Source organism: Paenibacillus sp. 2TAB26 (assembly GCF_052115145.1).
Lineage (GTDB): Bacteria > Bacillota > Bacilli > Paenibacillales > Paenibacillaceae > Pristimantibacillus.
The window spans coordinates 124,397-143,638 of the sequence record NZ_JBFRGC010000018.1 but is presented as its reverse complement, the minus strand read 5'-3'; the positions used below and the strand labels follow the sequence as shown (position 1 = coordinate 143,638).

The following is a 19,242-nucleotide window of genomic DNA, read 5'->3' as shown; positions in this document are numbered from 1 at the left end:
GTCAAATGAGATGAAAAAAATAGTTAAAGGCTTACTCGTTACGATGCTCGCGACAACACTGTTGGCTGGCTGCGGCAGCAATACAAATAATGCTGGCAGCACAGATGGGGGAACAAGCGGAGGCGGTGAAGCTAAGAGCGTAAAGTTGAAAATGTTCATTGCTCAGCCTCGTTTTAAAGAGCATTACGATAAATATATTGCTGACTTCGTAGCCAAGGAAAAAGCAGAGAAAAACATCGACGTGTCGGTACAGCTCGAAATGCCGACAGCCGATAATGCGGCGCAAATTTTGAAGACGCGCCTCGCCTCCAATGATGCACCTGATATTTTCGCGCTTCATGCCATTAACGAAATTCCTTCTTACTACAAAGCAGGTTACTTAGAGGATTTATCCGATCAGCCTTTTGTCGGCAAGCTGCTGGAGAGCGTTAAACCTTCGGTTACAACGACAGATGGTAAAGTCGTAGCCGTTCCGCTGGAAACATTGTCATGGGGCTACTTGTACAACAAAAAGATCTTTACGGATCTCGGCATTACGCCTCCAAAAACGTTGACAGAAATGAAAGCGGTTGTCGAGAAGCTTAAAGCGAATAAGGTAACGCCTTTTGTGCTTTCATATAAGGAAGCTTGGATTCCACAGCTCGTGCTGCCGCTTGCTGCAGGCGCACTTATCAATACGGAGGACGCTGACTTCATCGAACGGATGAATAAGGATGAAGGCTCCTTCACAGAGCTAAAAGCAATGTTCGACATCTTTGATCTTATCAATGCGAACGGAACGGAAAAAGCGACAGAAGTGGGCGGCGATGATGGCGCAGCAGCGTTTGCGGCAGGCAAAGGCGCAATGTGGCTGCAAGGGCCGTGGTATGCAGAAACGATTCTTAAATCCAATCCGGATCTTGATTTTGGTGTAGCACCGCTGCCAATCAATGACAATCCAGATGCGACTCTTATTAACCTAAGCGCTTCGACTTCTCTAGCTGTTTCTAAGAGCACAAAAAACAAGGAAGTCGCGCTGGATTTCATTAACTACATTCTGGATGATACTGCTTCAAATGCTTTCTTCCAAGCGCTTAAATTCAACCCAATCTCCACCGTGCATACGTATGAGAGCTATCCATGGGTAAATGATGCAACAGCTTATGTGAAAGAAGGCAAATCTTATCAAGACCCAGCTATTCCTCAATCCGTGAAGGATGAAGTGGGCAAAGGGCTGCAAGCGTATTATGCCGGTCAATTATCGCAGGATGATGTACTCAAAGCACTTGATAAAGCTTGGAAATCGTACAACAAGGTAAATAAATAAACCACACATGCTCGGGATGAAGGGGAGACAAGGAGATTCTGCTTCGCTTCATCCCGATTTTAAAAAATAAGAAAGTATATCTTTTTCTCATACTTATCTTATATTTCACCGTCAAAGCTACTCAGCGTCTAAAGGACGCCGAAGACATCTTTGCTCAGTAAAGACACATAGGAGAGGGGCGGATACTGTGCCGATCAAGAGCTACAAAAAATACATCTCGTTATTTACGTTTGTCGCGCCCGCTTTTATTTTGTACGCGATCTTCCTGCTGATTCCAACGCTCGGCGGAATGTTTTACAGCTTCACGGATTGGAATGGCTTGAATCGTGACTATGACTTTATTGGAATGGGCAACTTTATTGAAGCGCTCAGAGACGATCCCGATTTTGTCGGTTCGTTATTGTTCACCTTGAAGTATGTGCTGTTCATGGTTGTGCTGCAAAATGTATTTGCGCTGCTGCTGGCTGTATTTATTGAATCACGCCGCAAAAGCAAAGGTTTCTTCCGTACCATTTTCTTCATGCCCAACATGATAAGCACGATTATCAGCGCATTTATGTGGACATTTGTATTCGCGCAGGTGCTTCCTCAGCTGGCAGAAAAGACAGCGCTTACGTTTCTGGACCAAGCTTGGATCGGTGATCCAAAAGTAAGCTTCTTCTCGATTCTGACCGTTTCCCTCTGGAACGGCGTCGGCTATATGATGATCATTTATTTGGCAGGACTGCAAGGTGTGCCTCAAAGCTTGAAGGAAGCAGCTGTTATCGATGGCGCTACCGCTTTCCAAACGTTTCGCAATGTGACGCTGCCGATGATTTCACATGCGATTACAATCTGTTTCTTCCTTACGCTAAACGGCGCGTTTAAAGTGTTCGAGGTTGTATATGGCTTAACAGGCGGAGGACCAGGACGAAGCACACAGGTTATTACGATGAACATTTACGAGGAAGCCTTCTCAAACAACTTCCGATATGGTTATGCCAGCGCAAAATCGGTCATTCTATTCGTGATTATTCTCATCTTCACATTTATCCAAATTCGTGTCATGAAAAAAAGAGAGGTGGAAGCATGAGACAGAATAAATCAACCTCCCTCCTTATTACTATTTTCCTATCGATCGGGGCTGCGATCTCTTTTTTCCCGATTTATTTGGCGGTTATTAACTCGTTTAAGACACAAGGTGAGATGTTCAAGTCTTTCGTCTCGCTGCCATCGAAGATTCAATTCGATAATTATGTAAATGCTTTTCATCAAATCAATCTGCTGGGCAGCACACTCAACTCGATCATTATTTCGGTGCTCGGCATCGGCGGCATCGTCTTTTGCGCTTCGCTTGCGGGCTATAAGCTGTCACGTACGAGCGGAAAGATAAGCAATTTGATTTTTTTTCTGTTTATCGCTTCCATGCTTGTACCGTTTCATTCGATTATGATTCCATTGACTAGAATGGCCAAAGCCTTGTCTGTTCAAGGCAGTACGTATGGGCTTGCAATCATATATATTGGACTCGGCGTCAATATGGCGATCTTTCTGTATCATGGCTTCGTGAAGTCTATACCTAAGGAGCTGGAGGAGGCGGCGCAAATTGATGGCTGCAATGAATATCAAACGTTCTTTAAAATTATTTTCCCGCTGCTTGTGCCGATTACGGTGACGATAGCGATTTTAGATTTCCTCTGGATCTGGAATGATTTCCTGCTGCCGCTGCTCATGCTGACGGACGTAAGCAATTACACGCTTATCTTATCGACAAACACGCTCTTTGGTGAGTATAACAAAGAATGGTCGCTTATTTTGGCGGCGCTCGTACTGACCGCGATTCCAGTCATTATTATTTACTCGTTCTTCCAAAAGTTTATTATGCATGGGATTGCCGAGGGGGCTGTTAAAGGATGAATAAGCTGTTATATGGCGTCGCTTATTATGACGAATATATGCCTTATGAGCGATTAGATGAGGATATTCGGATGATGAAGGAAGCAGGCATTAACGTGGTTCGTATCGCGGAATCGACATGGAGCACACATGAGCCGCAAAACGGTGTATTCGACTTCACTTCCGTAGACAGAGTGCTGGATGCGATGCATAAAGCCGGTATCGCCGTCATTGTTGGCACACCAACCTATGCTGTGCCTGCTTGGATGGTCAAGGAACATCCGGATGTACTTGCCGTAACCCCTCGCGGACCAGGTAAATACGGCGCTCGCCAAATTATGGATATTACAAATGCTGCTTATCGTTTCTATTCAGAGCGAATCATCCGCAAGCTCATTAGCCGCGTAAGCAAACATCCAGCCGTGATTGGCTATCAGACGGATAATGAAACGAAACATTATGACACGGCGGGGCCAAATGTTCAGCTGCAGTTCGTCAAATATATGAGGGATACTTATGAAACGCTTGACATCGTTAATGAGCTGTTTGGGCTTGATTATTGGAGCAATCGCATCAACAGCTGGGAGGAGTTCCCTTCCGTTGTCGGCACAATCAATGGTAGCTTAGGCGCGGAGTTCGCGAAATTCCAGCGGAAGCTGGTAAATGAGTTTTTGGCATGGCAGGTCGCTATCGTGAACGAATATAAGCTGCCGGGACAATTTGTAACTCAAAACTTTGATTTTGAATGGAGAGGCTACTCATTTGGTGTTCAGCCTTCCGTTGATCACTTCGCTGCTTCGGAGCCTTTTGATATTGCGGGCGTCGATATTTATCATCCTTCGCAGGATGATTTAACCGGCATCGAAATCTCGTTTGGCGGGGACATGACACGATCGCTCAAAAACGATAATTACTTAGTGCTCGAAACGCAGGCACAAGCCTTCCCGCATTGGACGCCGTATCCCGGGCAATTGCGCTTGCAGGCGTTTAGCCACCTTGCTTCCGGTGCGAACATGGTAGCGTATTGGCACTGGCATTCGATTCACAATTCGTTCGAAACGTATTGGAAGGGGCTGCTCAGTCATGATTTTCAGCCTAATCCTGTTTATAACGAAGCCAAAACGATCGGTGCGGATTTTGCTAGGCTGAGCGAGGAGCTTGCCAGCCTCCGCAAAAACAATCAAGTGGCTGTAATGGTCAGCAACGAGGCTTTATCTGCAATGGAATGGTTTAAGCTTCCAGATGGAAAAACCTACAATGATGTTGTTCGCGCACTTTATGACGAATTGTACAAGCTTAACGTCGAGGTCGATTTTATTCAGCCAACCTGCACCCATTTGGATAAATACAAGATGATTGTCGTACCAGCGCTTTACGCTGCCCCTTCAGAGACTTTGGAGCGATTAAATGAATTCGTACGAAGCGGGGGACATGTGGTTTATACGTTCAAAAGCGGATTCGCCGACGAGGTCGTTAAGGTACGTACTTCACAGCAGCCCGGTATCATACAAGCAGCTTGCGGCATATCCTATAGCATGTTCGTAACGCCAAATCATGTCGGGTTAAAAGGGGCACTGATCGATCAGAGTAACGAGACGAAAGTGGTTGAAGCGTGGATGGAGCTTATCACGCCAACAACCGCTGAAGTGCTGGCTTATTATGATCATGCGCAGTGGGGTGAATATGCAGCGATTACAAGAAATAACTATGGAAAAGGAACGGCTACCTATATAGGATGCTTGCCTAGCCCTGCTGTTGTAAGACGTGTGCTATGCGGGGCATTGCAGAATGCAGGTCTTTGGGGCGCAGAGCAAGAGCTTGTTTTTCCAATCATCGTGAAATCGGGCTTGAATACTAGCGGAAAGCATATACGATATTATTTCAACTACTCAAATGATGCCGTTACATTTGACTACAAGCATCAGGACGGTACTGAGCTGTTGAATGGTAGTAAAGTTACAAGTGGACAACAGCTGGAGCTCGCACCATGGGGCTTTCTCATCATATCAGCCTAAATAGTAGGAACCTTCCGATCACTTTTACTGTGATTTTGAAGGTTCTTTTGTACTTTGTAAGAGATTTAGGTGGGTCTCATGCTCTTGATCTTGACGCAACTTAATAACTTATGTATCATTACTTACGTAAAGTAACTAGGTCGGCGAACAAAATATGTACTCTTGCCTTGGATATAAATATAGGAAAGCGGTGTTTGACATCAACGAGAAAATACAACAAGTTGCTCAGCCTTCAAAGGAACGGGCAGATGTGTTCGAGTTTGGCATTTACACATTAGGTGATATAAGTACTGATCCTATCAGTAGAGTATCGCCGAATGCGAGAGAGCGTTTGAAGGAAATCGTCGCAGCTGCCAAGCTTGCAGATGAGGCGGGCATTGATGTATTTGGAGTGGGTGAGCATCATCGCTTGGACTTCGCTGTTACATCTCCACCTGTTCTGCTTGCTGCAATCGCGCAAGCGACGAAGCGGATTCGGTTAACGAGCGCAACGACGGTGCTTGGAACCTCAGATCCAGTTCGAGTATTCGAGGATTTCGCCACACTTGATTTGCTCTCGGATGGACGCGCGGAAATTATTGCGGGACGAGGAGCGTATATAGAGTCATTTCCATTGTTTGGGTATGAGCTTGAGAGCTATAAGGAGCTCTTTCAGGAGAAGCTTAATCTGCTGCTTGCATTAAATGAAACCGAGCATATCACTTGGAATGGAAAATATAGAACGCCGCTGCTGAATGCTGAGATTGCACCTCGTCCAGATCAGGCGAAGCTGCCTGTATGGGTCGGTGTCGGCGGTACACCTCAGAGTGCGGAGCTCGCAGGAAGTCATGGCCTAGGAATGGCCCTTGCCATCCTTAGCGGAGATCCAGCTCGTTTTAAACCGCTTGTAGACGTATATCGTGCTGCTGGTGTTCGCGCAGGCTATAAACAAGAAGAGCTAAAAGTAGCGATCACAAGCCATGGTTATATTGCCAACTCGACTGAGCAAGCGAAGGACGAATATTATCCTTATTATGCTCATTATGTAAGCCAGTTCATGGGAGGCAAGCAGAGGGGCGAGTCGATGGCACGCGAGCAATTCGAACAATTGGCAAGTCCAATCAATGCGCTGGCTGTTGGCAGCCCGGAAATGCTTGTTGAGAAAATATTAGCGCAGCATGAGCTCTTTGGTCATCAGCGCTTCATGGCTCAGTTTGATATTGGCGGCATTCCGTTCTCAAAGGTAGCGGCTTCCATTGAGCTGCTGGCGACGAAGGTTGCGCCAGTTGTGCGCAGAGAACTAAGCAAATAAAAGATTGCTAAGTCAGTTTAATAGTGAATATGAAGACTGTTCAATGCCATGAAGTGGCGGCGGCAGTCTTTTTTTATGTTATTGGATGTCCCATTTGGTTCATTATTTTTTCGTGGTACGACTCATTTCGTTATTCAAATTGCTGGCAGCGAATACTATACTCGGTTTTATAGAACGATGTTCAAATACGGGAGGCGCTCACGATGGAGTTTTTAGATCTATTAACCAATCCGGACAATGTTGAAATGGAGTGGGAAGAGGGATGGGTTCGCGCGTCATTCCGTTCACGAGAATGGCATGCAGGCGAAACCGTCATTTCATTTGAAACGATGGCTAATCGTATGGCCGTTCGATTAAGTGCAGGCCAGACGCCAGTTAGGCGGCTTCATCTGAGATGGCAGCGAGAACTGGATAGTGGGGGCATTCGTGTTCTGGGTGACCAATGGGAACGAGGTTACGGTGATTTGGAATGGCGGGGGTTAGTTGCTGAGCGTGAAATGCCTTGGTATTTCCTGTTGTCAAAAGGGGGACGTACGCATGGTTATGGCGTAGAGACCGGTACAAGCTCCTTTTGTTATTGGCAAGCGGATGCAGGCGGAATTAGCCTGACACTTGATGTTCGCTGCGGTGAAGCGGGAGTGCTGCTTGGTGATCGAACGCTCGAGGCTGCGGTCATTGTAACGAGAGAAGGTGCGGAAGGCGAATCGGCATTCGGTGCGGCAACGGCTTTTTGCAGAATGATGTGCAAGCAGCCGATTCTGCCTTCACAGCCTGTGTATGGGGGAAACAACTGGTATTATGCCTATGGGAATAGCTCGACAGCTGAGATAATCGCAGATTCAGAGCGCGTGTCAGATTGGTCTTCTTCGGTCGATAACCGTCCGTTTATGGTCATTGATGACGGTTGGCAGCTCTGCAGCGGCGGGGGCAGCTGCAATGGTGGGCCTTGGGAACCCAATTATCAGTTTTCTGATATGCAGAAGCTGGCCAGCGATATGAAAGGAATCGGGGTTCGTCCTGGCATATGGTGCAGACCGCTATTAGTCGCAAACAGTGTGCCAAATCATTGGAGAAGATATGGTGGCCACAATGTGGGCAGCATCTATTTGGACCCAAGCGTTCCTGATGTGCTTGACTATGTAGGCAATGAAATTCGCAAGCTGCATGATTGGGGTTACGAACTGATTAAGCATGATTTTTCCACTTTCGATATTTTTGCCAAATGGGGCTTTGAAATGGGCGCATCAATGAGTAATCATGGTTTAGCTTTTGCTGATCGCACGAAGACGACGGCGGAAATTATTGTCGCTTTGTATAAGAAGATTGCAGAAGCTTCAGCGGACAGTTTAATTATTGGCTGTAATACAGTAGGGCACTTAGCAGCGGGCTTGGTTGAAATTCAGCGGACAGGTGACGATACGAGCGGTAAGGAATGGGAGCGTACACGTAAAATGGGTGTCAACACGCTTGCTTTCCGCATGCCGCAGCATGACACTTTCTTTGCGGCTGATGCGGATTGTGTTGGCTTGACCGACGATGTCCCTTGGCATTTGAACAAGCAGTGGCTGGAGCTATTGTCCGAAAGCGGAACACCGCTGTTCATTTCCGCAGATCCAAAGGCGGTTGGCGCGGAACAGGAAGCAGCGATTCGCAAAGCGTTCGAACGAGCGTCTAAACCGCTGCCGCCGGCTGAACCGCTGGACTGGCTTGATGATCGCTGTCCGTCCCGTTGGCAGATAGCCGGAGAGGAGCGGCATTTCAATTGGTATGCTGAACGCGGCGTACAATTGAATGAGCGTCCTGAAGTTATTCTGAGGTAGCAGAGGGAACGGAGCTGGATAAATGACCAGCATGAGGCTCCACCTCAAGCGGCGTTAAATAGCTTATCGTTGATTTATGCTGTCTCCGATAGGCGCCAGGGGTTAATCCTGTCCATTTGGCGAACTGCCTAATAAAGCTTTGCACATTCTCGAATCCGATTCGGAATGCGATTTCTTCAAGAGGTATGTTTCGCATGACAAGCATATGCATGGCCTCCTGCTGTCTAATGATCGATAAATATTGACGAGGCGACATGCCGTACGCTTGTTGAAACAAACGGCCGGCATGTCTGCGGCTAATGCCTGTCTTGGCTGCGATGGTTTCAAGCCAGTTGCTCGTTGAGGAATCTGTACCGAGCTCATTGAAGGTGCTGATGAGCGCCTCAATTTCCCTCGCGATCCGATCAGCAAGCGGCTGCTCATTTGGTTCATTGATGGAGAGTAAGGCTTCGCTCTGCACGAACTCCTCCAAATGCACCAGCATTTCATTACAAAGCATAAAGACGCGGTGAGCAGAAGGATTCTGCTGCAAGCAGGAAATAAGTGCTTTTAGCAGCGGATTAAGACGTTCATTGAGCGGATGATCTCTCGCAAATAAATACTCTCCGCAAGCTCGAAAGGCGTAGAGCAGCTTGCTGTCCACATTTTGCAAATGAAGGACAAAACCGTGCATCGTCTGCTGATCGGGAACAATAAAGTCATGCAGCTTCATGGGAGGAATGAGAATAATATCACCTTCATGCTGCGTGAAGCTCTCGTTTCCAATACGAGCGATTTGATCGCCTGTTAGGACAATATTGATCTCCAGCATCCGATGATGCAGATGTAAATCGCATACAGGGCCTTGGCCGGCTTCGAACGTACGCATGCCGTATAGGATAAGCTGTTCTTTATAATTAGGAAATGATTGGTTGAGGGCAGGATTAAGATTGCTCATCATAGCTCCTTTGTAAACGGAATTATTCATACCTTTATTATCTCTCTTACCGCTCAACAATAGCAATCCAAAGACAACCGAGAGGAATGAGACTATCGTGAAAATCGTATTGATAGGCGGAGGAAGCTTCGTATTTGCGCCAACAGTACTCGAAGATATTATCGTAAAAGAGAGGCTTGCAGGCTGTGAGCTTGTCCTTGTTGATCCAAATCTGGATGCCGCTGAAGGGATGGCAGCAGCTGCAAGAGAAATAGCAAGGCAGCTAAAGGTAGACATGCTTGTGACTGCAACGGTAAACAGACGAGAAGCGCTATTAGGTGCGGACTTTGTTATCGTATCCGCCTCGGTTCAAGGTGCACGCCGTTGGCAAATCGATTTTGATATATTACATGCATTAGGGATGGCCGATCAAGCAAGGGAATGTGGAGGTATGGGGGGCTTGATGAATGCTTTCCGGTCCATTACGCTGATCATGGATATTTGCCGTGATATGGAGGAGTTGTGTCCGCAGGCGTGGATTCTGGATGTAACGAATCCAATGCCTCGTGTCGTAACGGCAGCAGCACGTTATTCATCGATTCGCATAGCTGGATTTTGCAATATTGCGTATCGGGGTGTTGAGGGCTACACATTTTTGCCAAAGCTGCTCGGCAAATCGGCCTCTGAGGTATCTATCGTAACTGCTGGACTTAATCACTTTGCATGGGTGATGGAAATAAAAGATAGCCGCACGGGTGAGGACCTTCTGCCTAAGCTTATCCAATATATTGAAGAGGAGAACTGGTCTGATCAAGATGAAGAGACGCAGCGCGAGCTTCGTATCACTAAGCGATGGCTGCGCGAGTATGGGGCAGTCGCGGCTGGCCACGTCGATCATCATGCGGAATATCTTCCTTATCAAGAGGACATTCATTATACGACAGCACCTCCATATCATGGATCGCTCGAAGAACGCAGCAGACGCTTGGAAGAGCTGAAGCAGATTGGTGCAGGCAAAATGCATTATGATCGTTTATTTGACCATGGCAGCTGGGAGCATCCAGTAGCGCTTGCTCACGCGTTATATACAGGCAGCGACCTTCAGATTGATATTTTGAACGTTAAGAATGATGGCGCAATACCGGGTTTTCCTTCGGATCGAATCGTAGAAATACCAGTAACCGTATCAGGCGGCATGATTCATCCGGTAGAGGTTCCAGCTTTCCCAGAGCCGCTGCTTCAATTGTGCCGTGTTATTTCGGATGTTCATGAGCTTGTCGTTGAAGCAGCAGTGACGGGCAATGTCTCTATTGCGAAGAAAGCGATAGACGCTGATCCGGCTATTGAAAATAAAGAGGCTGCATATCGAGCTTTGGAGCAGATGCTCGAAAGCCATGCTGATTTACTGCCACAGTTTCATTCGTAATGTCTTCGCGAAATAAAACGATAGAAATGTTCAAAGGAGAGCTGCTTCTTAGAAAGAAGGCGGCTCTTCTTTTTATTGTTCTGGAACTTACATCCGATAAATGCGAATGCACATAGCCGCTGGGTGATGGAGATGGTACAATTATAGGAAAAAGATTTAAGGGAGAGACGCATGGAAGTTTCTAGACTAGATGAATTAAGACAAGCGATCGATCAAATCGATCACGACATCATTTCCTTGCTTGCAAGGCGGTTTCAATTAACGGAAGAAGTGGGTATGTACAAAGCAGCAAATCATCTCGCTGCACAAGACCTGAGCCGTGAAGCCAAACAATTTGATAAAATAAAGAAACTTGCGAGCAGCCATGATTTAAATCCAGAGACAGCAGCTTCTATTTATAGATGCTTAATGGATGTTGTTATTTCGCGGCATAAGGAAATTGAGCAGGTTTACGCGCTGAACAATCGTGATTAGCTGATATAGAAATACAATAGTAATCAACTACTGTGTGACGAAGAAAGGGATGGAAACGATGATTTTATATGAGAAGGAAGACGCATTCATATTGATTGCACAACATGATCATGCGAGAATATCCGGAGATCTTGTTTCTGCCTGGCAGAGCCAGTTATTCCATAGTGAGAAACGAAAAGATGAATTAGCTTACGCTGCATATGAGCATGACAGCAGCTGGATTGATTTGGACCGTATCCCGCTTTGGAATGATGCAGCAAATATGCCGTTTTCGTTCCGCGATTTTCCAGGCAACATTCGCTTTTTCTTCTATTCTAAAGGTTTGGATCATGTTCAGAAAACGAGCGAATATGCCGCTTTGCTTGGCAGTATTTTGTATACGACGCTTGCTGAACGGTTCAGAAATGAGGATACGATTACGTTTGTAGAACGTGAATTTGCAAGACAAAGCGCGATCATCGAGCGACTGCAGCTGGATGTTAGTTTGCTTCAGCTTCATGCGAAAGCGCTGCTGCTTTGTGATGAGCTGTCGCTGTTTGTATGTATGGAGCAGCCGGGAACGCCTCGAAATCAATATGAATGGTTTGCTAATGGGTTTCCCTATTGGTTCGATCGTACGGGACAAACCTCATTGATAGCGGATTGGAAGGATGAAACGACTATCCAATTGAATCCATTTCCTTTCGAACATGAGGTGGAGACTTCATTATCTTATAAAGAAGTAAGCAAGGCGGACATAGCTGTTTATGGGATCGCAGAAGCTTATCAGCGTGCAGAGCTGCTTGAGCATAAGATTCGTTTTCAGCAAGCGCTATAGGAATAGTCATCGCTAGAAAGAAGGATACCGCATACTTGCCGGTATCCTTCTTTTTTAATCCCTCGATACTTACTTAACAGGCCCCATTGAAGTGATTTCTAAATCTACCTTTACACGCACTTCTGCATTCGCAAATACTTCACCCCAATGATCCTCTACCTTGCAAAATTTCTCGTATTCCTTTGCTCTTGCATACACTCCAAGCCCTATGGGATCGATTTTATGTTTTTGCAGTTTCTCGATAATGCTCGTAAATTGCTCCTGCATGAGAACGGCAACCTGTTTTTCCAGCTTTGTATCATCCTTCTCTACATTGAAAGGGAATAGATGCTCGGAGAGACCGACCCTTGTCTTCACGTGGATATCAAACTTGAATTTATTGTTTTCATAGGTAGTTTTGATTTTTGTTTTTACTTTGGCGCCAGTTAGGCTCAAAATATTCGTTTCGAATGGCCCGTTTACGGGTTCACCGGGAATAGGATAGGACAAGCTGAAGCCCGGTGCCGCTTGTTTCTGCAAAATACTTAGCAGGATCGTTTCTTGGGGGCCCAATGAAAGCTCATATTTGCCTTTCGGATTCAGCAAAGCGGAACCTTTCAGCCTAACCTGATTATTGACGATCTTCACTTCTGCAATGTAAGGCGTTAAGCCTTTATCATAAAACTGCCTGTGAAATTCTTGGGCGGTCGTCGCATACGTTTCCGATTTTATCGATTTGGTGTCCACCATGCCTCTGAGCAGAATAGGAAGCAGCGGCTGATCAGGAGGATTTAGTGAAAATACCTCATCTAAAGAGCCATCAACAGCAATAACTCTGTCGGTTACTGTGTTTCTTGCATCACGAAACAACACATCAAGCATTGGAAACCAATCCTCGTAACTCAGAAAATGTCTGCCAAGGAGAATCACTTGGTAATTTCGACCTTGGATGGAGCCGCTTGATTGCGAGTCTTGAATCGCTTTGGATTGCCGAAGCGAATTAGCGCTTCCTGATGTTTCTTGACTCTTTTTCTTTATATTTTTGCTGAAAACAGGAGCGGAAGAATAAAAATGAAATTTCTCATTTTTATCTAGGTCCATGCCAAGAGCAAGCGGTGTTGCCGCATTTTCTAAATACAGCTGATCCCCGCAGGCGGATGCAGTAAGGCAAATCGTAATGAAAAAGCAACATACAAAAAAGAGGCGCAGCTTCATAGATCAGCCCTCCGGTGTATTCGTTTGTAAATGACCATGTATATCAGCAGTAGACTAGGGAGTATATATTCCATCCCAAAACCAAACCAAGTAAGCCAAAATTCAATTTGATCGCTTTGCTTGAATGAGGGGATGTGAATAAAAGTAGCTATCGCAAGAATAATGCACAAGATACGTAATGGGATACGATGGCTGCTTAGCCCGAAAACCTTGCTTATGCAAAAAGAGACGATATACATAGACGGAATCCAAACGAGTGAGAAGACGAACAAATAAAACGCGATGAAAGGCACCTCAATCCGTTCAATAAAGCGAAATTCAATTGTTTTGAGAATACTGATGATTGGATCATTATAAAGTGTGATTTCATGGGGACTGAAGTAAATGAAGCATATGATTGTAATAAATAGATGTACAGAAAGGGTAATTGTATTGGATATAAAAAGTGAAGAAGCAGCTTTATCCTTCTTAACTAAATAAGGATAAAAGATAAAAACGGCAGCCAGCCCCAGGTTCGGATAAATCGTTGCTTTCACCGCCGACAAGACGGGCAGCCAACCTACTTTTAATATAGGCAGTAAATTGAGCCAATGAGCATATTTCAGTGTAAATAGATAAACAAAGGGCAACCAGCATGATATGACAGCTACTAGCTCTGCATATCGTCCTAAGATGCGAGGACCGTTTATAGCGATTTTATAAGCGGGTATTAACAGCAGAATCATGAGTATGTAGGACTGTGTGTTTGGCAGGAGCCAAATTTTAATAATCAGGATGGTGCGCACAAGACCGTCATACATAAGGGTAAGGAAAAAAAAGGCCAACAATAGGGTAAATCCTTTGGCAAGCCATTTCCCCATCATTGCAGGCAGCGCATCAATTAATGTTTGATCAGAACAATGTCTCATCACCATAATAATGATATACCCGCATAAAAGACTGATGGCATAACCAATTAGAATGGAAATCCAGCCATCCGTTCCTGCTATTTCTGCTAATTTCCTCGGCAAGGAAAGGACGGCAACACTAATCTGAATACCGGAAATAATAAAAATAAATTGCATCGAAGTTATCGTATTACCTTCGGTGTTCGTCAATATGCTCAATCCTCCTTCCGAGTGTTTGTTTGACGTTTTTCTTGAAGCGGGAGCGCGTTTTTTGGTCTCTTTTCCATCAGCCATAATGGTGCTCGAATTAGGGTGTCCTTCAAATCTGAGAAGCGGAGCGGAGCCAGTGGGCTTCCATATGGCATGCCTAGCGATTTAAGCGTTAATAAATGAGCGATCATCGTCATCAAACCAATAATGATCCCAACAAACCCAAACAGTGAAGATAAAATCATGAGCATGAAACGGATTAAACGAACGGCTGCAACCATATCGTAGTTTGGCAAAATAAATGAAGAAATGGCTGTAAATGCTACAACGATAACCATAACATTGCTTATTAAGCCAGCTTGAACGACAGCTTGTCCAATCACAATACCTCCAACGATGCCAACAGTTTGGCCAACGGGGGCAGGCAGCCGGACGCCAGCTTCACGGAGCATTTCCAATGTGATTTCCATTATAATGGCCTCCACAAAAGGTGGAAACGGTACTTGTCCACGTGATTCACCTAGGGTGAGCAGCAGCTTCATTGGAATGATCTCGATATGGAAGGAAACAACTGCGATATAAAAGGCAGGCAAAAATGTAGCTGTAATAAATGCAAACATTCGCAGCAGCCTCAAAAAGGTTGCAATGGACCAACGAGTACTATAATCGTCGATACTTTGGAAATAAGAGTAGAAGCTGACTGGAGCAACGAGTACGCTTGGCGAGCGATCAACGACAACGACACATCTTCCTTGCAAAATTTGCGATGCTGCAGAATCTGGCCGCTCAGTAAGAACGAATTGCGGGAAGAGTGAGTAGGGATTATCCTCGATCAGCTCTGCCAGCTCTCCCGTGTTTAAAATGACATCTACGTCAATCTTTTGAATGCGATCCTTAAGATCGTTTAACAATTGAGGATTCATTACATCCTCCAGGTAAATAATCGTTACGGAGGTCTGGCCGCGCCGGCCGACAATCAGCCGTTTCATTTTTAATTCGCGATTCGGGATATAACGTCTGATCATAGCGATATTTTGGCCGCTGGTTTCGACAAAGCCTTGATGGGCGCCTTTTAAGGAGGCTTCCATTTGTGGATCTTCAATTGCCCGCTGCGGCCAGCCACTTGTGCCAAGCACATAGGCTGCCTCTCTGCCGCTCACGAATAATATGGATTTACCGTGCAGTATTGCTATCTCAATTTGGTACCAATCCGTTTCGGGTACGATTTGTCCAATGGTCATCATTAACTCATCACCGGGTTTTCCCCCGCTCGAATCTAGCTGCAAGGGACGAAGGACGTCACTATTAATTGCTGCTCCATCTGTCAGCCCATCGATGTAGATGAGCGCTGCTTGCTCAGTTGTTTGCTTGATCGTTAGATTCCTTATGACTAAATCGCTTGTATCCGAAAAAATCTCTTTTATACGTTCTATATTTACTTTCAGGTCTGAGCTGATAGGTTCTGTTTGATCCATTGTTTGCGTCCTCCCATCCTCGCTGCCGTCTTGATTGATACACCTATTTTGCCACGGTTTACCATAGCTATACGCATGCAAAATAAATACCCCCTTGCGAAAGAGCAAGGGGGTATAATTGATGTTATATGTTATTTTGCTTTACTGACGGCCTATGAGCCTGATTTAAACAACGTTGCAATCGAGCCGCCTTCGGTAATGATTTTAATGGCGGTTGCAAGGAGCGGGGACATCGGCAGTACGACAAATTTACTCGAATGCTCTTGACCGATACTGATCGTATCTGTAATAACGACCTCACGGATGTTCGGATGATCCAGCTTCTCAAGCGCATTGGCTGAGAACAGTCCATGTGTTGCGCATATGTAGGAATCATGCGCACCTTTTTTCTTAAGCGCCTCTACGACGTTTACAATTGTGCTGCCTGTATCAATTAAGTCTTCAATAATAATTGGTGTCATGTCTTCAACATCACCGATGATATGCGTGATTTCAGACTGATTATGAGCGGGACGATTTTTGATCATGATCGCAAATGGACAGTCAAGCAAGCCGGCAAGTTTCTCGGCTGTTGTAGCACGGCCCGCATCTGGCGATACGACAACAGGATTTTTGATGTTTTTGCTTCGCAAATAATCAATGATCAAATCAAGCGCCGTTAAATGATCGACTGGAATATCGAAGAAGCCTTGAATCGGATCAGCATGCAAATCGACGGTAATGATTCGGTTTGCTCCAACAGTAGTCAATACATCGGCTACCATCTTAGCGGAGATGGGCTCCCGCGGTGCCGATTTTCTTTCCTGACGTGCATAACCATAGTATGGCATAACGATATTAATGGTTTTCGCTGATGCTCGTTTGGCAGCGTCTATCATGACGAGTGTTTCGATTAAATGCTCATTAACCGGATGGGAAAGTGATTGGACGATGAATACGTCACAAGTACGAATAGGTTCTCCGTATGAAACATGAATCTCACCGCTTTGATGCCTTGATATTGCAACATTGCCTAGCGGGAGCTCAAGTTCTTTACATAACTCCTCAGCCAACTTCTGGTTCGAAGTGCCGGAGAAAATTTTAATCTTTTGCATGTGATCCTCCTAAATGGTAGCTACAAGATGCTACGTTAAACGACATTATTAGCTCAATCATAACAAACAAAACAAAAGAGGACAAATATTTGATGAAACGACTTTTCTATTGGAACAAATAATGAAAGGTGATAAAGTGGATCGAGGAAAAAGTACCACAGAAGGAGATGCCTTACTTGCTTGCTCAGAAAAAAATCCAAACTCAAAATCAATCCACTGGAATTAAACGGCTTTGGCTGATCCTCTTGCTTGGATCGCTCTCCGCGTTTGGGCCGTTGTCCCTTGACATGTATTTGCCGGCGCTGCCGCAGCTAACGGATGATTTCGTTACAAGCTCGTCTCTTGTTAGGCATCAGCTGGCGGAATATTGCTTATCATGATATTAATTGACGCGCCGCTCGCTGCGATTCTTGTGCCATTGTTTTTTGTTGTAGCAAGCGTTGGTATTATTTCGACGACCGGCTTCTCCTTAGCGATGCAAAAGCATGGCTATGCTGCAGGCAGCGCATCTGCATTGCTCGGGTTATTATCCTTTACATTTGGGGGCATGATTTCACCGCTCGTAGGTCTTGGAGGCAGCGCAAATGCGCTCCCTATGGGGATTTGGATAGCCATTGCAGAGCTGGGTGCTGTAGCCTGTTATGTTCTTTTGATCAAAAAGCCGTTTCGAAAGAGCTAATCCAAAGAGCCTGCCATCCAGCTTAAGCAGTACAAGCTGCTTTGGATCGGCTCTTTTTTTTGCTGTTCAGGAAGGTGTATAATGTGTGCTTAGAAGGAAGTGGAAGCATGTCCAGAGAAAAAAGAGCTTATGAGCTGGTCGCATTGAAGGAGATAGCAGAGACACTTAACAGCACAAACGACATGGATCAAATGCTGAATGATGTGCTTGCCAAGCTGCTTCAGGTTACAGGTTTTACTACGGGCTGGATATTTATGATTGACAATAAAAGTGAAAATCTTTGCGTGGCTACACATAATTTGCCTCAAGGTTTAGCGGCAAACAATCAGGCGGTCATGTGCGGCGAGGTTTGCTGGTGCATTGAAAGCTTTAAGCAAAACAAGCTGGATCAAGCGGTAAATATTATAGAATGCTCAAGAATTACATATGCGATCACGAACAAGCTTGGTGATAATGAGGGTGTTACTCATCATGCGACGGTTCCGCTAAGAGCAGGAACGGATCAATTCGGCTTGTTAAATGTTGCTGAAGCTGGCAAGGATCGTTTTACTGAGGAGGAGCTTGCACTTCTGCAAGCCGTCGCTTATCAGATCGGAACGGCAATTAAGCGAATCCGCCTGTATCAGGTGCAGGAGCAGCATGCGATTCATTATGCGAAGCTTGGTGATGTTATTCAGAAAATAAACGCCATACAAGATATAAATCATCTGCCGCTGCAAGCGGTGAGCCATATAGGCGATACGTTCAACTGGCAGCATGTATCGTTATTTATGTATGAACAAGAGCAATTATCGCTTCGCGCACATTATACAGACAATCACGTCCGAAAAGAGTGGCTTTCGCTTGCCATCGATCAAGGCGGGATGGTTAGCAAAGCGTTTCATGAGAATCGTCTTGTCAAACAGTCCGAATGCGACAGCAATTCCTGCTCGTCCTTATCATCCATAGGGATACCACCGTTCTCATCAGCAGTCGCAATACCGCTTCGCATTCGCAGCCGCCCGATTGGCGTTCTGTTTGTAAGCAGTCAGTTAGGCAAGCAGTTTGATGATTACTTAGAGGACTTCATGTATTCGCTTGGGGATCATTTCACATTAAGCGTAGAAAATTTGCGGGTATATGAGCAGCGGCGCGAGCTCGCGCGCATGGAAGAGCGAAATCGAATGGCTAGAGATTTGCATGATTCGGTTATTCAAAAGGTTTTCTCTTTATCCTTTCTAGCGAAGGGCGCCGAGACGGTGCTGGCAGGCAAAGAACCTGTCGTGGAACGATCATTACAAGAAATAAGACAGCTGTCACAGGAAGCGCTGAAGGAAATGAGAACGCTGATTTGGCAGCTGCGGCCGGCAGGTCTTGAGCATGGGCTAATTACTGCGCTTAAGCAATATGGCAAGAGCATGGACTTAACCGTGTATGAGAAGGTGGAGGGCGTTCGCGAGCTTCCGCGTGCGATTGAAGAAGCCCTTTGGAGAATCGGGCAAGAGGCGCTTAATAATGTAAGGAAACATGCAGATACGAATACCGTTTATGTGCGGCTCATCAAAACAGAGTCTCGCGCCTGCTTGGAAATTTTGGATCGAGGCCGCGGTTTTTCGCAAGAGAAGCGTAAAGGAAAACTGACCATGGGAATGCTAACGATGCGGGAACGTGCAGAAACGCTTGGCGGAGAGCTAACGATAACGGGCGGAAAAGGGCAACCTACAATGGTAACAGCTGTTATACCGATTGCAACGGAAATGGAAATGTGGGAAGAGGAATGAGGA

Annotated in this window: 16 protein-coding genes and 1 pseudogene; 12 read left to right on the top strand and 5 right to left on the bottom strand. The window is 45.6% G+C overall.

The window, feature by feature from the left end; genetic code table 11:
- The first annotated feature begins 10 nt into the window (after window positions 1-10).
- The 6 genes from AB4Z50_RS21100 to AB4Z50_RS21075 all read left to right on the top strand — a co-directional run bounded on the left by AB4Z50_RS21100 (window position 11) and on the right by AB4Z50_RS21075 (window position 8,307).
- Window positions 11-1,306, top strand: a complete 1,296-nt coding sequence (locus AB4Z50_RS21100; protein ID WP_441881724.1) for an ABC transporter substrate-binding protein — start codon at window positions 11-13, stop codon at window positions 1,304-1,306.
- Window positions 1,307-1,493: 187 nt separating this feature from the next.
- A complete protein-coding gene (locus tag AB4Z50_RS21095; RefSeq protein ID WP_339203747.1) occupies window positions 1,494-2,378 on the top strand; it encodes a carbohydrate ABC transporter permease in 885 nt (294 codons plus the stop codon).
- Entirely contained in the window at window positions 2,375-3,202 is an 828-nt protein-coding gene (locus AB4Z50_RS21090) for a carbohydrate ABC transporter permease (RefSeq protein ID WP_076266656.1), read from the top strand. Before AB4Z50_RS21095 ends, AB4Z50_RS21090 begins: the two co-directional genes overlap by 4 nt.
- Window positions 3,199-5,196, top strand: a complete 1,998-nt coding sequence (locus AB4Z50_RS21085) for a beta-galactosidase (RefSeq protein ID WP_441881720.1) — start codon at window positions 3,199-3,201, stop codon at window positions 5,194-5,196. The genes AB4Z50_RS21090 and AB4Z50_RS21085 overlap by 4 nt, the downstream gene beginning before the upstream one ends.
- Before the next feature lie 199 nt (window positions 5,197-5,395).
- A complete protein-coding gene (locus AB4Z50_RS21080; RefSeq protein ID WP_441881804.1) occupies window positions 5,396-6,487 on the top strand; it encodes an LLM class flavin-dependent oxidoreductase in 1,092 nt (363 codons plus the stop codon).
- Window positions 6,488-6,690: 203 nt separating this feature from the next.
- Entirely contained in the window at window positions 6,691-8,307 is a 1,617-nt protein-coding gene (locus AB4Z50_RS21075) for a hypothetical protein (protein WP_441881717.1), read from the top strand.
- Here the strand turns inward: AB4Z50_RS21075 and AB4Z50_RS21070 are convergent.
- Window positions 8,294-9,274, bottom strand: a complete 981-nt coding sequence (locus AB4Z50_RS21070) for a helix-turn-helix domain-containing protein (protein WP_441881714.1) — start codon at window positions 9,272-9,274, stop codon at window positions 8,294-8,296. The genes AB4Z50_RS21075 and AB4Z50_RS21070 overlap by 14 nt on opposite strands.
- 67 nt (window positions 9,275-9,341) lie before the next feature.
- Between AB4Z50_RS21070 and AB4Z50_RS21065 the strand changes: the two genes are divergently transcribed.
- The 3 genes from AB4Z50_RS21065 to AB4Z50_RS21055 all read left to right on the top strand — a co-directional run bounded on the left by AB4Z50_RS21065 (window position 9,342) and on the right by AB4Z50_RS21055 (window position 11,940).
- Window positions 9,342-10,649, top strand: coding sequence for a family 4 glycosyl hydrolase (locus AB4Z50_RS21065; protein WP_441881711.1), 1,308 nt, complete (start codon window positions 9,342-9,344; stop codon window positions 10,647-10,649).
- A gap of 171 nt (window positions 10,650-10,820) precedes the next feature.
- On the top strand, window positions 10,821-11,123 hold the full coding sequence (locus tag AB4Z50_RS21060) for a chorismate mutase (RefSeq protein WP_441881708.1): 303 nt from the start codon (window positions 10,821-10,823) through the stop codon (window positions 11,121-11,123).
- A gap of 34 nt (window positions 11,124-11,157) precedes the next feature.
- Window positions 11,158-11,940, top strand: a complete 783-nt coding sequence (locus tag AB4Z50_RS21055) for a DUF3891 family protein (RefSeq protein WP_441881705.1) — start codon at window positions 11,158-11,160, stop codon at window positions 11,938-11,940.
- 69 nt (window positions 11,941-12,009) lie between these two features.
- Here AB4Z50_RS21055 and AB4Z50_RS21050 read toward each other — a convergent pair whose 3' ends face one another.
- The 4 genes from AB4Z50_RS21050 to AB4Z50_RS21035 form a co-directional block, all read right to left on the bottom strand.
- Window positions 12,010-13,134, bottom strand: coding sequence for a Ger(x)C family spore germination protein (locus AB4Z50_RS21050; RefSeq protein WP_441881702.1), 1,125 nt, complete (start codon window positions 13,132-13,134; stop codon window positions 12,010-12,012).
- Window positions 13,131-14,231 carry a GerAB/ArcD/ProY family transporter gene (locus AB4Z50_RS21045; protein WP_441881699.1) on the bottom strand — a complete coding sequence of 367 codons (1,101 nt, stop codon included), beginning with the start codon at window positions 14,229-14,231 and terminating at the stop codon, window positions 13,131-13,133. The genes AB4Z50_RS21050 and AB4Z50_RS21045 overlap by 4 nt, the downstream gene beginning before the upstream one ends.
- A gap of 5 nt (window positions 14,232-14,236) precedes the next feature.
- Entirely contained in the window at window positions 14,237-15,706 is a 1,470-nt protein-coding gene (locus tag AB4Z50_RS21040) for a spore germination protein (RefSeq protein ID WP_441881696.1), read from the bottom strand.
- A 152-nt stretch (window positions 15,707-15,858) separates the two neighbouring features.
- A complete protein-coding gene (locus AB4Z50_RS21035; protein ID WP_076266664.1) occupies window positions 15,859-16,800 on the bottom strand; it encodes a ribose-phosphate diphosphokinase in 942 nt (313 codons plus the stop codon).
- A 128-nt stretch (window positions 16,801-16,928) separates the two neighbouring features.
- Between AB4Z50_RS21035 and AB4Z50_RS21030 the strand changes: the two genes are divergently transcribed.
- The 3 genes and pseudogenes from AB4Z50_RS21030 (at window position 16,929) to AB4Z50_RS21020 (ending at window position 19,239) form a co-directional block, all read left to right on the top strand.
- Window positions 16,929-17,180 (top strand): hypothetical protein, encoded by a 252-nt coding sequence (locus AB4Z50_RS21030; protein WP_441881693.1) that lies wholly within the window; start codon window positions 16,929-16,931, stop codon window positions 17,178-17,180.
- A pseudogene (locus AB4Z50_RS21025) lies at window positions 17,150-17,479 on the top strand (MFS transporter); the annotation flags it as partial. The gene AB4Z50_RS21030 and the pseudogene AB4Z50_RS21025, both read left to right, overlap by 31 nt.
- A gap of 107 nt (window positions 17,480-17,586) precedes the next feature.
- The gene (locus tag AB4Z50_RS21020; RefSeq protein ID WP_441881690.1) at window positions 17,587-19,239 is read left to right on the top strand and encodes a GAF domain-containing protein; all 1,653 of its coding nucleotides are present in this window, start codon (window positions 17,587-17,589) and stop codon (window positions 19,237-19,239) included.
- The last annotated feature ends 3 nt before the right edge of the window (window positions 19,240-19,242 follow it).